The 19,019-nt window shown below is 56.9% G+C and carries 22 protein-coding genes and 1 tRNA gene; 10 read left to right on the top strand and 13 right to left on the bottom strand.

From position 1 onward, the window contains the following. From D5066_RS15075 to D5066_RS15045, 7 genes are all read left to right on the top strand, one after another. Positions 1-522: a phage major tail tube protein gene (locus D5066_RS15075; protein WP_001550210.1), complete on the top strand. Its 522-nt coding sequence runs from the start codon at positions 1-3 to the stop codon at positions 520-522. Between the two features lie 62 nt (positions 523-584). Further along, on the top strand, positions 585-920 hold the full coding sequence (locus tag D5066_RS15070; protein ID WP_052946300.1) for a phage tail assembly protein: 336 nt from the start codon (positions 585-587) through the stop codon (positions 918-920). Between the two features lie 14 nt (positions 921-934). After that, a complete protein-coding gene (locus D5066_RS15065) occupies positions 935-1,072 on the top strand; it encodes a GpE family phage tail protein (protein ID WP_077910118.1) in 138 nt (45 codons plus the stop codon). Beyond that, a complete protein-coding gene (locus tag D5066_RS15060; protein ID WP_057517711.1) occupies positions 1,065-3,506 on the top strand; it encodes a phage tail tape measure protein in 2,442 nt (813 codons plus the stop codon). The genes D5066_RS15065 and D5066_RS15060 overlap by 8 nt, the downstream gene beginning before the upstream one ends. 13 nt (positions 3,507-3,519) lie before the next feature. Further along, entirely contained in the window at positions 3,520-4,005 is a 486-nt protein-coding gene (locus D5066_RS15055; RefSeq protein WP_000978867.1) for a phage tail protein, read from the top strand. Continuing rightward, a complete protein-coding gene (locus D5066_RS15050) occupies positions 4,002-5,171 on the top strand; it encodes a phage late control D family protein (RefSeq protein ID WP_074011534.1) in 1,170 nt (389 codons plus the stop codon). Before D5066_RS15055 ends, D5066_RS15050 begins: the two co-directional genes overlap by 4 nt. A 67-nt stretch (positions 5,172-5,238) precedes the next feature. Beyond that, positions 5,239-5,457, top strand: a complete 219-nt coding sequence (locus D5066_RS15045; protein ID WP_023135249.1) for a DNA-binding transcriptional regulator — start codon at positions 5,239-5,241, stop codon at positions 5,455-5,457. Positions 5,458-5,614: 157 nt separating this feature from the next. Here the strand turns inward: D5066_RS15045 and D5066_RS15040 are convergent. Then, positions 5,615-5,690, bottom strand: a tRNA-Ile gene (locus tag D5066_RS15040). A gap of 124 nt (positions 5,691-5,814) precedes the next feature. Between D5066_RS15040 and mug the strand changes: the two genes are divergently transcribed. Then, complete coding sequence (mug, locus tag D5066_RS15035; RefSeq protein WP_080328246.1) at positions 5,815-6,321, top strand: G/U mismatch-specific DNA glycosylase; 507 nt, start codon at positions 5,815-5,817, stop codon at positions 6,319-6,321. A 101-nt stretch (positions 6,322-6,422) separates the two neighbouring features. On the opposite strand, the gene rpoD is transcribed toward mug, so the two are convergent. The 3 genes from rpoD to rpsU all read right to left on the bottom strand — a co-directional run bounded on the left by rpoD (position 6,423) and on the right by rpsU (position 10,497). Beyond that, entirely contained in the window at positions 6,423-8,267 is a 1,845-nt protein-coding gene (gene rpoD / locus D5066_RS15030) for an RNA polymerase sigma factor RpoD (protein WP_028014473.1), read from the bottom strand. A gap of 153 nt (positions 8,268-8,420) precedes the next feature. Beyond that, complete coding sequence (dnaG, locus tag D5066_RS15025; RefSeq protein ID WP_119916418.1) at positions 8,421-10,166, bottom strand: DNA primase; 1,746 nt, start codon at positions 10,164-10,166, stop codon at positions 8,421-8,423. A gap of 115 nt (positions 10,167-10,281) precedes the next feature. Further along, entirely contained in the window at positions 10,282-10,497 is a 216-nt protein-coding gene (rpsU, locus tag D5066_RS15020) for a 30S ribosomal protein S21 (RefSeq protein WP_001144069.1), read from the bottom strand. 236 nt (positions 10,498-10,733) lie between these two features. Here rpsU and tsaD point away from each other — a divergent pair, with 236 nt between their 5' ends. Continuing rightward, positions 10,734-11,747: a tRNA (adenosine(37)-N6)-threonylcarbamoyltransferase complex transferase subunit TsaD gene (gene tsaD / locus D5066_RS15010; RefSeq protein ID WP_119916416.1), complete on the top strand. Its 1,014-nt coding sequence runs from the start codon at positions 10,734-10,736 to the stop codon at positions 11,745-11,747. A 47-nt stretch (positions 11,748-11,794) separates the two neighbouring features. On the opposite strand, the gene ureG is transcribed toward tsaD, so the two are convergent. From ureG to D5066_RS14965, 9 genes are all read right to left on the bottom strand, one after another. Then, positions 11,795-12,412 (bottom strand): urease accessory protein UreG, encoded by a 618-nt coding sequence (ureG, locus tag D5066_RS15005; RefSeq protein WP_014071813.1) that lies wholly within the window; start codon positions 12,410-12,412, stop codon positions 11,795-11,797. Between the two features lie 9 nt (positions 12,413-12,421). Continuing rightward, positions 12,422-13,096, bottom strand: a complete 675-nt coding sequence (locus D5066_RS15000) for an urease accessory protein UreF (protein WP_119916415.1) — start codon at positions 13,094-13,096, stop codon at positions 12,422-12,424. Beyond that, positions 13,096-13,635, bottom strand: a complete 540-nt coding sequence (locus D5066_RS14995; RefSeq protein WP_119916414.1) for a HupE/UreJ family protein — start codon at positions 13,633-13,635, stop codon at positions 13,096-13,098. The genes D5066_RS15000 and D5066_RS14995 overlap by 1 nt, the downstream gene beginning before the upstream one ends. 9 nt (positions 13,636-13,644) lie before the next feature. Further along, complete coding sequence (ureE, locus tag D5066_RS14990) at positions 13,645-14,103, bottom strand: urease accessory protein UreE (protein WP_119916413.1); 459 nt, start codon at positions 14,101-14,103, stop codon at positions 13,645-13,647. Positions 14,104-14,112: 9 nt separating this feature from the next. Further along, positions 14,113-15,816 (bottom strand): urease subunit alpha, encoded by a 1,704-nt coding sequence (ureC, locus tag D5066_RS14985; RefSeq protein ID WP_119916412.1) that lies wholly within the window; start codon positions 15,814-15,816, stop codon positions 14,113-14,115. Beyond that, positions 15,809-16,123: an urease subunit beta gene (locus D5066_RS14980; RefSeq protein ID WP_119916411.1), complete on the bottom strand. Its 315-nt coding sequence runs from the start codon at positions 16,121-16,123 to the stop codon at positions 15,809-15,811. The genes ureC and D5066_RS14980 overlap by 8 nt, the downstream gene beginning before the upstream one ends. A gap of 10 nt (positions 16,124-16,133) precedes the next feature. Further along, positions 16,134-16,436 (bottom strand): urease subunit gamma, encoded by a 303-nt coding sequence (locus D5066_RS14975; RefSeq protein ID WP_003862556.1) that lies wholly within the window; start codon positions 16,434-16,436, stop codon positions 16,134-16,136. Between the two features lie 10 nt (positions 16,437-16,446). Continuing rightward, complete coding sequence (locus tag D5066_RS14970) at positions 16,447-17,274, bottom strand: urease accessory protein UreD (protein ID WP_119916410.1); 828 nt, start codon at positions 17,272-17,274, stop codon at positions 16,447-16,449. A 137-nt stretch (positions 17,275-17,411) separates the two neighbouring features. Beyond that, complete coding sequence (locus tag D5066_RS14965) at positions 17,412-18,425, bottom strand: alpha/beta hydrolase (RefSeq protein ID WP_119916409.1); 1,014 nt, start codon at positions 18,423-18,425, stop codon at positions 17,412-17,414. A 142-nt stretch (positions 18,426-18,567) separates the two neighbouring features. Here D5066_RS14965 and D5066_RS14960 point away from each other — a divergent pair, with 142 nt between their 5' ends. Continuing rightward, the gene (locus tag D5066_RS14960) at positions 18,568-18,990 is read left to right on the top strand and encodes a MarR family winged helix-turn-helix transcriptional regulator (RefSeq protein WP_061097027.1); all 423 of its coding nucleotides are present in this window, start codon (positions 18,568-18,570) and stop codon (positions 18,988-18,990) included. Positions 18,991-19,019 lie beyond the last annotated feature (29 nt).

Genomic DNA, 19,019 nt, shown 5'->3' with positions numbered 1-19,019 from the left:
ATGGCACTACCCCGCAAACTTAAATATCTGAACATGTTCAATGACGGCCTTAGCTATATGGGCGTTGTTGAATCCGTGACACTGCCGAAGCTGACCCGCAAGCTCGAAAACTATCGCGGCGGCGGCATGAATGGCGCGGCAGCGATTGACCTCGGTCTCGATGATGATGCCCTCACCGTTGAATGGTCTGTCGGTGGCCTGCCTGATGTGGCGCTGTGGGCGCAGTATGCCGCGCCGGGCGCTGATGCCGTGCCGCTGCGTTTTGCTGGTTCTTACCAGCGTGACGACACTGGCGAAATCGTTGCGGTCGAGGTGGTCATGCGTGGCCGTCATAAAGAAATCGACGGCGGCGAAAATAAGCAGGGTGAAAACACCTCGACCAAACTGTCGACCGTTTGCACCTATTACCGCCTCACGATTGATGGTAGCGACATTATCGAAATCGACACCGTCAACATGGTCGAGAAGGTGAACGGCGTCGACCGTCTGGAGCAGCACCGCCGCGCAATCGGGTTGCTGTAATTCCCTGACCGGTCAGCACCGCTGGCCGGTTATTACTCCTATTCAAAGCAGAGAAAAACATCATGGCAAAAGCACCACGCAAAACCCCTGAATTTGTTGATACGGCTGGCAATGAAATTGACACCGTAAACCCGAACGTCGTGACCCTCGACAAGCCGATTAAGCGCGCCGGTCAGACGATTGAAAAGGTCACCCTGATTGAACCGAACGCAGGTACCCTGCGTGGCGTCAGTCTGGCGGCGGTGGCGCAGTCCGAGGTCGATGCGCTGATTAAGGTGCTGCCCCGCATGACCTATCCGGCACTCACCACGCAGGAACTCACCGCGATGAACCTGCCCGATATGCTGTCGCTGGCCGCTAAGGTGATTGGTTTTTTGTCACCGGCTTCGGCGGAATAGATTTCCCGCCCGGCCTGTCGACCGATGACCTGATGGCGGATATCGCAGTGATATTCCACTGGCCGCCATCAGAGCTCTATTCCCTGAGCCTGAGCGAGCTCATCACATGGCGCGAAAAGGCGCTGCAGCGTAGTGGAAACCACAATGAGTAATAACCTGAGGCTTGAGGTATTGCTGAAAGCGGTCGACCAGGCGACCCGACCGCTTAAATCTATCCAGACCGCGAGTAAAACCCTGTCGGGTGATATTCGCACCACACAAAAAGGGCTGCGTGACCTGAATGGTCAGGCGTCGAAAATCGACGGCTTTCGTAAGGCAAGCGCGCAACTGGCCGTAACCAGTCAGGCGCTTGATAAGGCGAAGCGTGAAGCCGGTGAGCTGGCTGTGCAGTTTAAAAACACCACCAGTCCGACCCGTGCGCAGGCGCAGGCACTCGAAGCGGCAAAGCGTGCCGCTTCTGAACTGCAGGCGAAATACAACAGCCTGAGAACATCGGTACAGCGTCAGCGCTCCGAACTGATGCAGGCCGGTATCAATACCCGCACTCTGTCTGCCGATGAACGTCGGCTCAAAACATCCATCAGCGAAACAACAGCGCAGCTTAACCGCCAGCGCGAGGCACTGGCGCGCGTCAGTGCGCAGCAGGCGAAATTAAGCCGGGTGAAAGAGCGATATAAATCAGGTAAAGAGCTTGCCGGTAACATGGCCGCAGCAGGCGCTGCCGGGGTGGGTATTGCGACAGCGGGAACGATGGCCGGGGTTAAATTGCTGATGCCCGGTTATGACTTTGCGCAGAAAAATTCCGAGCTGCAGGCTGTGCTCGGGGTCGATAAGCAGTCGCCAGAAATGGAGGCGTTACGCAAACAGGCTCGCCAGCTCGGCGACAATACTGCAGCCTCTGCAGATGACGCAGCGAGCGCGCAAATCATCATTGCGAAAAGCGGCGGTGACGCTGCTGCTATTCAGGCGGCGACGCCGGTCACACTGAATATGGCACTGTCAAACCGACGCTCGATGGAGGAAAACGCTGCGCTGCTGACCGGGATGAAATCAGCATTTCAGCTTTCAAACGACAAGATTGCGCACATTGGCGATGTTCTCTCGATGACGATGAACAAAACCGCCGCCGATTTTGACGGACTGAGCGACGCGTTGACCTATGCCGCGCCGGTGGCAAAAAATGCCGGGGTGAGCATCGAACAAACCGCCGCAATGGTCGGTGCGCTGCACGACGCCAAAATCACCGGGTCAATGGCGGGCACGGGTAGCCGCGCCATTCTCAGCCGCCTGCAGGCTCCCACCGGAAAAGCGTTTGAGGCCATTAAGGAGCTCGGCGTCAAAACGTCCGACAGCAAGGGGAACACGCGCCCGATATTCTCCATCCTGAAAGAAATGCAGCGCAGCTTTGAGAAAAATAACCTCGGGACAAGCCAGCGCGGCGAGTACATGAAAACCATTTTCGGCGAAGAGGCCAGCTCGGCGGCGGCGGTACTGATGGAAGCAGCCTCAAGCGGCAAACTTGACCGGCTCACCGAAGCGTTTAAAGCCTCGGACGGTAAAACCGAGGAACTGGTTAAGGTCATGCAGGATAACCTCGGCGGCGACTTTAAAGAGTTCCAGTCTGCTTATGAGGCAGTCGGTACCGACCTGTTTGACCAGCAAGAGGGCTCGCTGCGTAAACTCACCCAAACCGCCACGCAATACGTGTTAAAGCTCGACGGCTGGATCCAGAAGAACAAAGGGCTGGCGACAACCATCGGCATCATCGCCGGTGGCGCACTGGCTCTGATTGGTATCATCGGAGGTATTGGTCTCGTTGCGTGGCCGGTTGTTATGGGGATTAACGCCATTATCGCTGCTGCTGGCGTGCTGGGTACGGTATTTACTGTCACCGGTAGTGCCATTGTGACCGCACTCGGCGCGATTACCTGGCCGATTGTCGCAGTTGGGGCGGCGATTGTGGCCGGGGCGCTGCTCATTCGTAAATATTGGGAGCCCATCAGCGCATTTTTCTCGGGGGTGATTGAGGGGGTCATGAGCGCCTTTACCCCTGTCGGGGAAATGTTCGCTCCACTGGCCCCCATTTTTGACGGTCTCGGTGAGAAACTGCGCGGTGTCTGGCAGTGGTTTAAAGACCTGATAGCACCGGTCAAGGCCACGCAGGAAACGCTCGATAGCTGCAAAAATGTTGGCGTCATATTCGGTCAGGCGCTGGCCTCTGCTTTGATGGCTCCGCTCAATGTATTTAACAAGTTGCGCAGCGGTGTCGACTGGCTTCTCGAAAAGCTCGGTATCATCAACAAAGAGTCAGACAGCCTCGACCAGACTGCCGCCAAAACCAACGCGGCCACGCAGAGTAATTCTTATATCCCGGCAACCAGCACATATGGCGGTTATCAGGCTTATCAGCCAGTGACCGCACCGGCGGGACGTTCTTACATCGACCAGAGCAAAAGTGAGTACAACATCACTTTACCGGGTGGTGTTGCGCCCGGGCATCAGCTTGACCGACAGCTACGCGACACACTCGAACAGATCGAGCGTGAGAAGCGTGCACGGCAGCGCGCCAGTATGAGCCATGACTGAGGGGGAATAAATAATGATGCTTGCACTTGGAATGTTTGTGTTTGAACGCCGCACCCTGCCTTATCAGTCGATGCAACACTCGAAGGATTACCGCTGGGTGTCTAATGACAGGGTTGGTAAACCTCCCGCTTATCAGTTTCTCGGTGAGGGGGAAACCTCTATCCAGCTTGCCGGTACGCTTTATCCTGCCATTACCGGAGGCCGTATATCACTGAGGGCAGTTGAACTGATGGCCGACGAGGGCAGAGCGTGGCCGCTGATTGAGGGTACCGGCAATATCCTCGGGATGTATATCGTCGATAAAGTCTCGACTACACACACCGAGTTTTTCAGTGATGGCGCGGCCAGAAAGATTGATTTCACACTTTCGCTGAAACGGGTCGACGAATCACTGGCGGCGATGTTTGGCGACCTGAATAAGCAGGCCAGCGAACTGCTTGACTCTGCCGGTAATCTGACCGATAAGCTGCAGGGTATGCTCGGAGGGCTGACCGCATGATGACGGGCATGACCATTGATGCCGGGGCGAGCCTTGCACCGGCATTTATGCTGACGCTGAACAGCCATGACATTACCAGCAATTTTAGTGATCGGCTGATTTCTCTCACCATGACCGACAACCGGGGTTTTGAAGCTGACCAGCTCGACATTGAGCTCGACGATACTGACGGCAAAGTCGAGTTACCCCTGCGCGGGGCGGTGCTGACGCTGTGGCTTGGCTGGCAGGGTTCGGCACTTCTGAATAAGGGCGATTTCACAGTTGATGAGATTGAGCACCGGGGCGCGCCTGATACGCTGACCATTCGTGCGCGTAGTGCAGATTTTCGCGGAACACTCAATTCACGGCGTGAGGAGTCATGGCACGACACCACTCTCGGTGAACTGGTCAGTGCCATTGCAAAACGCAATAAACTGACGGCCAGCGTCGCGGATTCGCTGAAAAAAATCCCGGTACCGCATATCGACCAGTCGCAGGAATCCGACGCAGTATTTCTGACCAGACTTGCTGAGCGGAACGGGGCGGCAGTATCAGTGAAAGCGGGGAAACTGTTGTTTCTGAAAGCCGGTAGCGCAGTGACGGCCAGCGGCAAACCAGTCCCACAAATGACACTGACCCGCAGTGATGGTGACCGCCATCAATTTGCTATTGCCGACCGTGGGGCTTATACCGGCGTAACGGCAAAATGGCTACACACCAAAGACCCGAAACCGCAAAAGCAGAAGGTCACGCTGAAACGTAAACCAAAAGAGAAGCACCTGCGCGCACTGGAACACCCGAAAGCAAAGCCAGTCAGCAAAAAGACAAAGGCTAAAAAAGAGCAGGAAGCGCGCGAGGGTGAGTATATGGCCGGTGAGGCTGATAACGTGCTGGCGCTGACGACGGTTTACGCTTCAAAGGCTCAGGCGATGCGAGCAGCTCAGGCTAAGTGGGATAAGTTGCAGCGCGGTGTTGCGGAGTTTTCAATTACGCTGGCGCTTGGTAGGGCTGACTTGTTCCCTGAAACACCGGTGCGCGTGTCGGGCTTTAAGCGCGTCATAGACGAGCAGTCTTGGTTAATCAGTAAGGTAACTCACAATCTGAATAATAATGGATTCACGACGGGCTTAGAGCTTGAGGTCAAGCTCTCCGATGTGGAGTACAGTGCTGAACCGGATGATGAATAAAATATATTCACAAAAAGTGAATTGATGTTTATCATTGATTCACGAATTGAGAATAGTAGGGTGGGTTATGTTTCATTGTCCAAAGTGTCATCATGCCGCACATGCACGAACAAGCCGCTATTTAACAGAAAATACAAAAGAGCGCTACCACCAATGCCAGAACATCAACTGTAGTTGTACGTTTATGACAATGGAAACGATAGAGCGCTTTATTGTTACTCCAGGAGCTATCGACCCGGCACCGCCGCACCCGACTGTCGGTGGTCAGCGGCCATTGTGGCTCTGATAAATTTCCGTTAAATGCCCGCCGTGTGCGGGTTTTTTTATACGCTCAGGAAAATGGCGGTATAAAATCCACCGCCATTTTATCGCCACTTAAAAACGAGACAACAAAAAAGCCACTCTTTCGAGTGGCTTAATTATATGATTTTAAAGCTAAAATTTGGTGGCCCCTGCTGGACTTGAACCAGCGACCAAGCGATTATGAGTCGCCTGCTCTAACCACTGAGCTAAGGGGCCGTGGCGGTGAATTATAAAGTAACTCCCTGCAGCAATCCAGCCATTCACTCCTGCTTGCTGTTTTTATAAACAACGCATAATCAATCCTTTATACTTCCATAACGATGTATCAGTGGGAGTAAAGATGATCAATGATATTCTTGCACCTGGCCTACGGGTGGTGTTTTGCGGTATCAACCCGGGAAAGTCCTCGGCGCACACCGGTTTTCACTTTGCCCATCCGGGAAATCGCTTCTGGAAAGTGATCTACCAGGCCGGGTTCACCGACAGGTTACTCAAGCCCGAAGAGGAGCAGCACCTGCTGGATACGCGCTGCGGTATTACCATGTTGGTCGAGCGACCAACCGTGCAGGCGAGCGAGGTTAACCTGCATGAACTGCGCAGCGGCGGGCGAGAGTTGGTCAGGAAAATTGAAGACTACCAGCCAGCCGCACTGGCGATCCTCGGTAAGCAGGCTTACGAGCAGGCGTTTAGCCAGCGCGGGGCTAAGTGGGGTAAGCAGAGCATCACTATCGGCGTGACGCAGGTGTGGGTGCTGCCGAATCCGAGTGGGCTGAACAGGGCGACGCTGGATAAGCTGGTGGAGGCGTATCGGGAACTGGATGAGGCGCTGATGGTGCGGGGTCTGTAATCCTCTGCGGCCTGATGCCCTCACCCTGGCCCTCTCCCACAGGGAGAGGGAATAAACAAAAAAAAGCTCCCGATTGGGAGCTTTTTAACTTTCAGGACCGATTAGTCGTCCAGGAAGCTACGCAGCACTTCAGAGCGGCTTGGGTGACGCAGCTTACGCAGCGCCTTCGCTTCGATCTGACGGATACGTTCGCGGGTCACGTCGAACTGTTTACCCACTTCTTCCAGCGTATGGTCGGTGTTCATGTCGATACCGAAACGCATACGCAGCACTTTTGCTTCACGGGCGGTCAGGCCAGCCAGAACGTCGTGCGTTGCAGCTCGCAGGCTCTCGGTAGTGGCAGAGTCCAGCGGCAACTCGAGGGTGGTATCCTCGATGAAATCACCCAGATGCGAATCTTCATCATCACCGATTGGCGTTTCCATGGAGATTGGCTCTTTGGCGATCTTCAGCACTTTACGGATCTTGTCTTCCGGCATCAGCATGCGCTCGGCCAGCTCTTCCGGCGTCGGCTCGCGGCCCATCTCCTGCAGCATCTGGCGGGAGATACGGTTGAGCTTGTTGATGGTCTCAATCATATGCACCGGAATACGGATGGTGCGCGCCTGGTCCGCGATAGAGCGGGTAATCGCCTGACGGATCCACCATGTTGCGTAAGTGGAGAACTTGTAACCACGACGGTATTCGAACTTATCTACCGCTTTCATCAGACCGATGTTGCCTTCCTGAATCAGATCCAGGAACTGCAGACCGCGGTTGGTGTATTTCTTGGCGATAGAGATAACCAGACGCAAGTTCGCTTCAACCATCTCTTTCTTCGCTCGGCGGGCTTTCGCTTCACCGATGGACATACGACGGTTGATGTCCTTGACCTGCTCGATGGTCAGACCGGTCTCTTCTTCAATCTGCTGCAGCTTCTGCAGACCGCGATAGACATCGTCCTTTACGTCGTGCAGTTTTTCAGACCACGGCTTGTTCATCGCGATAGCCGCGTTGAACCAGGTTTCGCTGGTTTCGTTGCCGGTGAAGAGGGTGATGAAGTTCTTCTTCGGCATTTTGCACTGCTCAACGCACAGCTTCATGATGATGCGTTCCTGGGTGCGTACGCGATCCATCATTACGCGCATGCTGTTTACCAGGTAGTCGAACTGTTTTGGCACCAGGCGGAACTGTTTGAACACTTCAGACAGCTTCAGGATCTCTTCCTGAGCGGCAGCATGGCTGCGGCCTTTCGCTTTAATGGTGTCACGCGTTACTTCGTACTGGGTACGCAGTTCGGCAAACTTCTCACGCGCCAGTTCCGGGTCGATGCTGTTGTCATCGTCCGCGCTGTCGTCGTCTTCTTCCTCATCTTCGTCTTCGTCGTCATCCATCTCTTCCTGAGACAGCTCAGAACCGACGTGAGTGGCGGTTGGCGCCATATCTTCTTCAGCGTTCGGGTCGACAAAACCGGTGATCAGGTCAGACAGGCGCGCTTCTTCCGCTTCAACGCGATCGTACTGCTCCAGCAGATAGGTGATCGCTTCCGGGTATTCGGCGACAGAGCACTGAACCTGGTTGATCCCGTCTTCGATGCGTTTTGCGATGTCAATTTCGCCTTCGCGGGTCAACAGTTCAACGGTACCCATTTCGCGCATGTACATGCGGACCGGGTCAGTGGTACGCCCGATTTCAGATTCCACGCTGGACAGTACCTGTGCAGCAGCTTCTTCCGCATCTTCGTCAGTGTTGTTGGAGGTTTCAGCCAGCAACAGATCATCGGCATCAGGTGCTTCTTCCATCACCTGAATGCCCATGTCATTGATCATTTGGATGATGTCTTCGATTTGATCTGAATCGACGATATCTTCCGGCAGATGGTCATTGACCTCGGCATAGGTCAGATAGCCTTGCTCCTTACCGCGTTGGACAAGAAGTTTCAGCTGTGACTGCGGGTTTTGCTCCATAAGACGGTATCCACACTTAATTCGTTTGATTGGTGTCGGCGATGGGGCTGCCAACCTTTAAAGCGAGGGCGTACTTATATTTTTGCCGCTGCCTCTCAGTGCGGCTGCCGGGGGCTTCCCGATCGATATTCGGCACTTAAGCCGTTAAATTTTTTATTTCTTCGCCAGTTCCTGGTTAATCATCCAGAGCTCTCGGCGTTCTTCGCTGCTTAAGCCGTGCGTGCGCTCGCGAGCTATCAACTCTTCCTGGCGCAGCTCAAGCATCGAATCAAACATATGGTTGAGCGAGTCGGTGAACGTTTTTTCTGCAATATCCTTATCTGCTATATCGTCCCACATCGACAGTTTTTCAAGGGTAGCGGCCTCTTTTGTGCCGCGATAATGCTCTAAAAGTTGTCCGGTGGTCAGACCTGGCTGAGACAAACAAGTGTTGACCAGTTCTGAAAATAAGCCAAGTCCGGGCAACTTTTCGTGGTTCAAACCCGCCAGCGACGGCACTTGCGGAGCAAGCTCGGGGTTTTGTACCAGCAATCCTATCAGTATACGCATGGTTGTGCGTTTTAGCTGAGGCGCGGGGCGAACCGTGCCGTTTTCAGCCTGTTTAGGCATTAAACGTTCAAGCTGGCTGTCATCCAGAATGCCGAGCTTGTTGCCTAACTCCTGACGCAGGTAGATGCGCAGCGTTTCGCCGGGCACCTGGTTGATTAACGGCAGCGCCAGCGTACTGAGCTGCGCGCGCCCGTCAGGGGTACTCAAATCAACCTGCGGCATCAGGCTATTAAACAGAAACGTGGAGAGCGGCTGTGCCTGCTCCATCCGCGCTTCAAATGCCGCTTTGCCCTCTTTACGCACCAGCGTATCCGGGTCTTCACCGTCGGGCAGGAACATAAAGCGTAGCTGACGCCCGTCGGTCATATACGGCAGCGCGGTTTCCAGCGCTCGCCAGGCGGCGTCGCGTCCGGCCCGGTCACCGTCGTAACAGCAGATGACGTTGTTGGTCACCCTGAACAGCAGTTGAATATGATCGGCGGTGGTGGACGTACCTAGCGACGCAACGGCGTAGTTAATGTCGTACTGCGCCAGCGCAACGACGTCCATATAGCCTTCGACGACCAGCAGACGCGGAGGTTCCGCGTTGTCCTGCTGCGCCTCATAAAGACCGTAAAGCTGGCGGCCCTTATGAAAAATATCGGTTTCCGGAGAGTTGAGGTATTTCGGCAGGGCATCACCCAGCACGCGACCACCAAAACCAATTACCCGGCCACGCTTGTCGCGGATCGGGAACATCACCCGTTCACGGAAGCGGTCGTAGCTTCGTCCCTGGTCGTTGGTGACCAGCATGCCTGCGTCGATGAGAGATTTACGATCTTCGCTATTGCCGCCAAAACGCTTTAACACGTTGTCCCAGCCGGGCGGGGCGTAACCAATAGCGAAACGCGCAATCACATCGTCGCTCAGTCCGCGCTTGTTCAGATACTGACGCGCAGGCTCAGCCGCAGAGTGCTTAAGAGACTGTTGGTAAAACGAATTCAGGCCATCCATCAGTTGATACAGCGTTTGCCTCTGATGGCGCTCGATCTGACTTGGCCCACTGCCTGCTTCATACGGCACTTCAAGGTTATGCATCGCCGCCAGCTCTTCGACGGTTTCAACGAACTCGAGCTTATCGTAGTTCATCAAAAAATCGACGGCATTACCGTGTGCGCCACAGCCGAAGCAATGGTAAAACTGTTTTTCACCGTTTACGGTGAAGGAGGGGGTTTTTTCGTTATGGAACGGACAGCACGCATGGTAGTTCTTACCCTGCTTTTTCAGCTTTACCCGCGCGTCGATGAGATCGACGATGTCGGTTCTGGCGAGCAGGTCATTGATGAAAACGCGTGGGATTCTTCCGGCCATATGCCCCAAAAATTTAAGCGACTTATAAACGAAAACAAGCCGCGCATTCCTTCCGGAAGCACGGCCTTACGACTACTACTCTGTCTGTCAATTGAGGGCGTTGACCCTCAAGAGATTAGTACAGACGAGTACGGCGTGCGTTTTCGCGAGCCAGTTTCTTCGCGTGACGTTTCACAGCGGAAGCTTTAGCGCGCTTACGTTCGGTCGTTGGTTTTTCATAAAACTCACGACGACGAACTTCAGCCAGAACACCTGCTTTCTCGCATGAACGTTTGAAGCGACGCAGTGCTACGTCGAACGGCTCGTTTTCACGTACTTTAATTACCGGCATGTAACTCTCACCTTTAATAAATTCGGTTTGCCGCTGGCATCAACGCCAGCTTATTTCAAAATGGTGCGGAATTTTACTGCAAATGCTGCTGCTTTGTAAAGCACCGATGCGATTTTGAAAGGGACTTTAATAAGGGTGAGGAGTATACACGAGCCTTCTTCCTGGGGCGAACAAAGTTTTACATCAACCCGCCCAGGCTCTACACTGCGCGGTATTGAAACGAGGTAAAACAAGTCATGCGTGTACTGGGTATTGAAACATCCTGCGATGAAACCGGCATCGCCATTTACGACGACGAAAAAGGGCTTCTGGCCAACCAGCTGTATAGTCAGGTGAAATTGCACGCTGACTACGGCGGTGTCGTACCTGAACTGGCCTCTCGTGATCACGTGCGTAAAACGGTTCCCCTGATTCAGGCGGCGCTGAAAGAGGCCGGGTTAAGCTCAACCGATATTGACGCCGTAGCCTATACCGCGGGGCCAGGTCTGGTCGGCGCGCTGCTGGTCGGCGCGACGGTTGGCCGCTCGCTGGCGTTCGCGTGGGATGTACCGGCGATCCCGGTCCACCACATGGAAGGGCATCTGCTGGCACCGATGCTGGAAGAGAATCCGCCCGAATTCCCGTTTGTGGCGCTGCTGGTCTCCGGCGGCCATACGCAGCTGATTAGCGTAACGGGCATTGGCAAGTACGCGCTGCTGGGCGAGTCGATCGACGACGCTGCCGGTGAAGCCTTCGACAAAACCGCCAAGCTGCTGGGGCTGGATTACCCAGGTGGCCCGATGCTCTCCAAAATGGCGTCGCAGGGAACGGAAGGGCGCTTTGTCTTCCCGCGTCCGATGACCGACCGTCCGGGGCTGGATTTCAGCTTCTCCGGGCTGAAAACCTTTGCGGCGAATACTATCCGCAATAACGACGACAGCGAGCAGACCCGCGCCGATATCGCCCGCGCGTTTGAAGACGCGGTGGTGGATACGCTGATGATCAAGTGCAAGCGCGCGCTGGATCAGACCGGCTTTAAGCGCCTGGTGATGGCAGGTGGCGTGAGTGCCAACCGCACGCTGCGCGCGAAGCTCGCCGAGATGATGCAAAAGCGTCGCGGGGAAGTGTTCTATGCCCGTCCGGAATTCTGTACCGATAACGGGGCGATGATCGCCTACGCCGGGATGGTGCGCCTCAATGCGGGCGCAACGTCCGACCTGAGCGTGTCCGTGCGTCCGCGCTGGCCGCTGGCGGAACTGCCGGAGGCGTAACCCCCTCACTCTGGCCCTCTCCCCAAAGGGGAGAGGGAAATTTACGACTACACCCGCAGCATCCCTTTCTCTTCCAGAAACGCAATAATCGTCGCTAAACCGTCACCCGCCTTCAGGTTGGTAAACGTCCACGGACGCTCGCCGCGCATGCGGTTGGTGTCGCGCTCCATCACCTCCAGCGACGCCCCCACGTACGGCGCGAGATCGGTTTTGTTGATCACCAGAAAATCGGATTTGGTGATCCCCGGCCCGCCCTTGCGCGGGATTTTTTCCCCTTCGGCCACGTCGATCACGTAAATGGTCAGATCCGCCAGTTCCGGGCTGAACGTGGCGCTCAGGTTATCGCCGCCGCTTTCCACGAAGATCAAATCCAGATTGCCGAATTTCTCGCTTAACGCTTCCACCGCCGCCAGGTTCATCGAGGCATCTTCGCGGATAGCAGTATGCGGGCAGCCGCCCGTCTCCACGCCCACGATGCGCTCTGGCTCCAGCGCGCCCGCCTCGGTCAGGATGCGCTGATCCTCTTTGGTGTAGATATCGTTAGTGACCACCGCCAGATGGTACGTGTCGCGCATCGCCTTGCAGAGCGCTTCCAGCAGCGCGGTTTTCCCCGACCCTACCGGGCCACCCACGCCTACGCGCAAGGGATGTTTGTAATCAGCCATGTTGACTCCTCAGGAACGGAATAGTCGTGAATATTGGGTTTCGTGGCGCGCGGAGGCGATGGCCGACAGCGGCGTTGCTGCCCCCAGCGCGTCGTCGCGACGTAAAAATGCCTGTTCAAAACCAGCGGCGTAGTGGTCGCTCAGTTCGATAATCAGCTGCTGCGCGGCCTGTTGCCCAAACGGCACCAGCTTGACGCCCGCCATCACCGCGCTCTCTATCCAGCTGTAGCCGAGGCTCAGCGCCAGCTCGCGCGCGCCGATGCCCCAGCGCACGCCGAGCCAGGCCATGCCGCAGAGCTGGCTTTGCATAAATAGCGGCAGCCATTCGGGCGGACAGTCAGGTTCCCAGCTCTTAATCAGGCGCGTAAAGGCCGCCCCGCGGTTGCGTTCCTCTTCCCGCAGCTCGCGCGTTTCCCGGCAGGCGAGAAGGTATGCCGTCCAGTGTTTTGCATTTGTATGATCGCGTTGCTCACAGGCCTGATAAAGACGGATAAACAGCGGCAGGTCGACGCAGAAAAAGCTCTGCTCCATCTGCTGGATCTGCCAGCGCCTGAAGGCCTCGGCGTCCGTGACCCAGCCTGCCTCCACGGCCCACTCCAGCCCCTGGGACCAGGTAAACGATCCCACCGGCAGGCTGCTGCTGGAGAGCTGCATCAGGCGCAGCCGCTGGCGGGCGTGCTCCATCAGCTCATCAGCGCCAGCAGGGCGGAGGCAATCAGCCCGCCGCCGAAGGTTTTACGCAGCCCGTCGTGACGGCGCAGCAGCAAGCCTGCGGCGAAACTGGCGCACAGCACCGTGGCGCTGGCGAACATAAAACCGCTGGTGAAGAGCCAGAAGCTGTGGCCGGACATCTCCACGCCGTGCGCCCAGCCGTGGAACATCGCCAGGGCAGGCACCGCCAGCAGCAGACGGTTTTCAGTTTTAAACATCATCACGCCGCAGACCGCCAGCGAGGCGATAATCAGCATCTCCATGCCGCTGAAGCCGCCGAGGAGGCTGCCCGCAATGGCGCCAACAAGCATCATGCCGAGGGTGGCAAACGGCAGCAGGAGCTTGCGGCCGCTCAGGGCAGACAGCACGCCAGCCCCGGTCAGCATCAGCAGGTGATCCAGCCCGGTCAGCGGATGGAAAAACCCAGCCTGAAAGCTGTCGGCGCCGTGGCCGGGATGCGCGAGCGCGGGAACGGAAAAAGCCAGCAGTAACAGCGGTAAATACTTACGCATGATTGATCCTTAATGTGAATGAGCGTGAGAGTGACTGTGGGCATCGCTGGCGTAAGCGCCCGCTTCCGGTTCAAACGGCAGGCTGGCGAAGGTTACCTCCAGCCCGAACTGGCGCAGCATGTCGTCGAGAACATGGTCGTGGTGATAGCGCAGCTCGCCGGGCATGATCTGCAATGGTACGTGGCGGTTGCCCAGGTGATAGCAGGCGCGGGCGAGCAGGAACGGATCGGCGCAGCGCACCACGGAAACCGACTCCGGGGCGGCGATCACTTCTATGACCTCGCTGCCGTCGTCGGTGGTCAGCAGGTCGCCCCCGCGCAGCAGCAGGCCGCGCGGCAGCATCAGCCCGGCTTCGCGACCGTCGTTCAGCGATACGCGGGCGCGGCTTTTCACCCGCACGTCAATCGGCAGCGTGACGCTGGCGGTTACAGGGTGGGCATGGTCCAGGCGTTGGGTTAAGTAGATCATCTTCACTCCTCAAAACAGGAAATAGCGTTGCGCCATCGGCAGAACGTCGGCCGGTTCGCTGGTTATCAGTTGGCCGTCGACGCGCACCTCGTAAGTTTGCGAATCGACGGTGATATTCGGCTGCAGGCCGTTGTGGATCATGTCCGCCTTTTTCACCGTCCGGCAGCCCTTCACCACCGCCGTGGCGCTTTGCAGGTTGAGCTGCTGCGGGATGCCGTTCGCACTGGCGGCCTGCGAGATAAACGTCAGCCGCGTGGCGTGGCGGGCGGCACCCAGCGATCCAAACATCGGGCGGTAATGGACCGGCTGCGGCGTGGGGATCGAGGCGTTGATGTCGCCCATCGGCGCGCAGGCGATCATCCCGCCCTTAACGATGGTGGCGGGCTTGACGCCGAAGAACGCCGGGGACCAGACCACGAGATCCGCCAGCTTGCCCACCTCAATCGAACCGACCTCGTGGGCGATGCCGTGAGTGAGCGCCGGGTTAATGGTGTACTTGGCGACATAACGCTTCACGCGGAAGTTGTCGTTCTCGCCCGTCTCTTCCGGCAGCGCGCCGCGCTGAACCTTCATGCGGTGCGCCACCTGCCAGGTGCGGATAATCACTTCCCCGACGCGGCCCATTGCCTGTGAATCTGACGAGGTGAGCGAGAACGCGCCGATATCGTGCAGCACGTCTTCGGCGGCGATGGTCTCCCGGCGAATGCGGGATTCGGCAAACGCCACGTCCTCGGCGATATCCGGGTCGAGGTGATGGCAAACCATCAGCATGTCGAGATGCTCGTCGATGGTGTTCACCGTGTAGGGCAGGGTCGGGTTAGTGGAGGAGGGCAGAATATTCGGGTGCGCGCAGGCGGTGATGATATCCGGCGCGTGGCCGCCGCCCGCCCCTTCGGTGTGGAAGGTGTGGATGGTGCGCCCGCCAATGGCAGCCAGCGTGTCTTCAACAAATCCGGACTCGTTCAGCGTGTCGCTGTGCAGCGCCACCTGAATATCCATCTCTTCGGCCACCTCCAGCGAGCAGTTAATCGCCGCGGGCGTCGCGCCCCAGTCCTCGTGGATCTTCAGCCCGATGGCGCCCGCGGCGATCTGCTCGCGCAGGGCGTCCGGGTTGGAGCCGTTCCCCTTGCCGAGCAGGCCAATATTCACCGGCAGCGTATCGGCAGCCTGCAGCATGCGGGCGATATACCACGGCCCCGGTGTGCAGGTGGTGGCGTTGGTGCCCGCCGCCGGACCGGTGCCGCCGCCGATCATGGTGGTGACGCCGGAGACCAGCGCCTCTTCCGCTTGCTGAGGGCAGATCCAGTGGATGTGGGTGTCGATCCCGCCGGCGGTGACGATCTTCCCCTCGGCGGCAATCACTTCCGTCGCAGCACCGATCGGGATCGTCACCCCGGGCTGAATGTCCGGGTTTCCGGCTTTGCCAACGGCGAAGATCCGCCCGTTCTTGACGCCGATATCGGCTTTCACGATCCCCCAGTGGTCGACGATCAGCGCGTTGGTGAGAACCAGATCCACGCAGCCGTCAGCGGTCATCTGCCCCTGGCCCATGCCGTCGCGGATCACTTTCCCGCCGCCGAACTTGACCTCTTCGCCGTAGACCGTGAGATCGTTCTCCACTTCGATCCACAGCTCGCTGTCCGCCAGCCGCACCTTATCCCCGGTGGTGGGGCCGAACATGTCGGCATACGCCCGGCGCGAAATTTCAGCCATGTTTCACCTCGCCCATGACCTCGCCGCGAAAACCGAAAATGCGCTGCGCGCCCGTGACCTGAACCAGCGTCACCTCCCGCTTCTGGCCGGGCTCGAAGCGCACGGCGGTACCCGCCGGAATGTTCAGCCGGTAGCCTCGGGTCACTTCACGGTCAAACTTCAGCGCCGGGTTGACCTCGTAAAAGTGGTAGTGCGAGCCGACCTGGATCGGCCTGTCGCCGTGGTTTTCAACAATCACGGTTCGGGTTTCGCGCCCGACGTTGATCGCAATAGTACCGGGCTGGATCTGGTATTCACCTGGGATCATCACGCGCTCCTTAGACGATCGGGTTGTGGACGGTGACGAGCTTGGAGCCGTCCGGGAAGGTGGCTTCTACCTGAATATCCGGGATCATCTCCGGCACGCCCTCCATCACCTGATCCCGCGTCAGGACGTGGCGGCCCGCCTCCATTAGCGAGGCGACGGTTTCGCCATCGCGCGCACCTTCCATAATAAAGGCGCTGATCAGCGCGACCGATTCCGGGTAGTTGAGCTTTACCCCGCGCGCAAGGCGGCGTTCGGCAACCAGCGCGGCGGTGAACAGCAACAGCTTGTCTTTCTCTCTGGGGGTCAGTTCCATAACGTTTCTCTTATGTCTGCCAGATGCGCGGCGAACAGGCGGTTTTGGTAGTGAGAAGCGGGCGAAGCGACTGCCAGATGTCGCGCATCACCCGCTGGCAAATCAGATTGTCGTGGGAGAGAAAACGCAACGACAGCAGATCGTCGGTGAGCGTTGCCCCCGCAAAATGGCCGAGAGGCGCGAGCAGCGCGCGCACCGTGTCGAGATGTTCTTCCCGGGCCGGATAGAACAGCAGGGTGCCGATCCATGGGTGTCCGGCAACGGGTGTGAGATCGCCGTCGCTGAGGTGCTGGCGCTCTATCAGGCGCGGCTCGTCAGCCACCCACACCTCAAGACGGCTCTCCAGCGTGCCGTGGCTGAAGGTCTCACCGATCACCGGGCGGCCCAGGCAGTACAGCTCCCACGCCAGCAGCGTGCTGGAGGACGTAAGGTGGAAGACGGAACGCAGCGCGGCGTTCGCGCCGGGAAAGATAATGGTGTCCTGCGGCAGCCACTCCAGCGTGGCGTTTTCATCAAGGTAAAAGTGCTGGCTCAGACGGGCCTGCGGGCCGCTGCTGCGGTAGAACTTGCTGGCGCCGGGCATGGTGATAAGCGCGTGGCTATTGGCGTTTAGCCGAACGGAAATATCCAGCGTATCGCCGCCCACAACGCCGCCGGGCGGGTGCAGCAGGTAAAGGTGGCAGGTCTCGCCTTCAGGGTAAAACGGCCGCTGAACCGTAAGCGGCCCGACGTGGTGCGCGGAATGCAGGAGGGTTTTCTCAGGGGTGTGACAAAACTGCAGGGCAAGCGACGCCTGCCAGCCTTTATACGTATTATCAGTGACCTGAGCTGCTAACATGCTGCTTCCATCTGCGTATCATCGGGGTCGTTTCAGTATGCCCTGGCGGAAATGAAGGCTGTCATATGAGTCGCTTATGGATAGAGAAAATTAAAAAGCACGGCCCGGGGCCGTGCTCTGTGTGAAGCATGACGATCCTATTTCAGGTGGTCATGCAATGCTGCACCTGCCTGCTCAAGGGCGACTTTAACCGTTGGCTCCTGGCTCAGCGGGTTAAGCAGGCCGTAATCGTGGATCATGCCGTTATAGCGCGTGACGGTCACCGGGACGCCAGCCGCATCCAGTTTACGCCCGAATGCTTCACCTTCATCCCGCAGAACGTCCAGCTCAGCTGTCTGAATCAGCGTCTCCGGGAAGCCTTTCAACTGTGAAGTGCTGGCGCGAAGCGGAGAGGCAAGGATATTGTTACGATCGGCAGCGCTGGTGGTGTAGTTATCCCAGAACCATTTCATCATGTTTTTCGACAGGAAATAGCCGTTCTCGAACTGGTTATACGAGGCAGTATCAAAATTCGCATCGGTAACCGGCCAGAGCATAACGTTGTAGCGAATTTTTGGCCCGTTGAACTGTTTTGCCTGCAGCGCCACGGAAGCCACCATGTTGCCGCCCACACTGTTACCTACCAGGCCCAGACGGCTACCGTCCACGCCAATTTCCTGGCCGTGCTCGGCGACCCATTTTGTCGCTTCATAGGCCTGATTGATTGCCACCGGGAAATGGGCTTCAGGTGACGGTGTGTAATCAACGTAAACCGCTGCGGCGCCTGATGCGCGAACCAGATCGCGGATTAAACGTTCGTGGGTTGGAAAATCACCCAGCACCCAACCGCCACCGTGGAAGAACATAAATACCGGGAGCGTACCGGCAGCATGTTCAGGCTTCACAATTTTAAGGGCGATCGTCTGGCCATTGACCTGGATCGTTTTTTCCGTCACCTGAGCGGGCGGCAATTTTGCTCCTTGTTGAGCGCCGATCAGCACCTGGCGGGCCTCCTGCGGGGTCATCTGTTCCATCGGTTTCCCTTTGCCAGCATTCAGGACATCAAGAAATGCCTGTACGCCTGCGGTCGGGGCTGGAGTATTGGTGGTTTGAGCGGATGCCGCGGCTGACGCGAAGACGGAAGAAATCAGGATGGCGGTTAATGTTTTCATGGTGGTACCTCTTTTAACGTATTTGATTGGATAACTAAATAGTGCGCTATTTAATTGTTAGTATAATACTTGCGCGCAAGATACTTTTAGTCAAACATTATTTATAATTTTTTTAGACAACAGATTCAGGGTTGATAGAAAAATGAAAGAAAACAAAACGCTAGATGATTTATTGTGCTTCTCGCTGTACTCGGTCACCAATGCGTTCGTGCGCCAGTATCGCCCCCTGCTGCAGGAGATGGATCTGACCTATCCGCAATTTGTTGTTTTGATGGCGCTTTATGAAAAAGACAACATCCCGCTTCGCGATCTCAGCGATAAAACCAATTTTGATTCAGGCACATTGACCCCGCTGGTTCAGAAGCTCGAGGCAAAAGGGTTTCTCAACCGTATCGCGGTTGTGGGGGATGAAAGGATGAAAAATGTCGTATTGACGGATAAGGCGAAAGAACTGAAAAAGCAGGTGATGGCGCTGCCGGACCAGATTCGCTGCAGCATGCGGATGAATGATGATGAGCTGGAAATGCTAAAAAAACTCTCCCGAACGCTGCTGGAAGATTTGTAAGTGCACTTCGGTGGGGTGAACCCACCGAA

The organism is Enterobacter chuandaensis, from assembly GCF_003594915.1.
GTDB classification, from domain to species: domain Bacteria; phylum Pseudomonadota; class Gammaproteobacteria; order Enterobacterales; family Enterobacteriaceae; genus Enterobacter; species Enterobacter chuandaensis.
The sequence above is the reverse complement of the archived record's forward strand: the minus strand, read 5'-3'. Positions and strand labels throughout refer to the sequence as shown.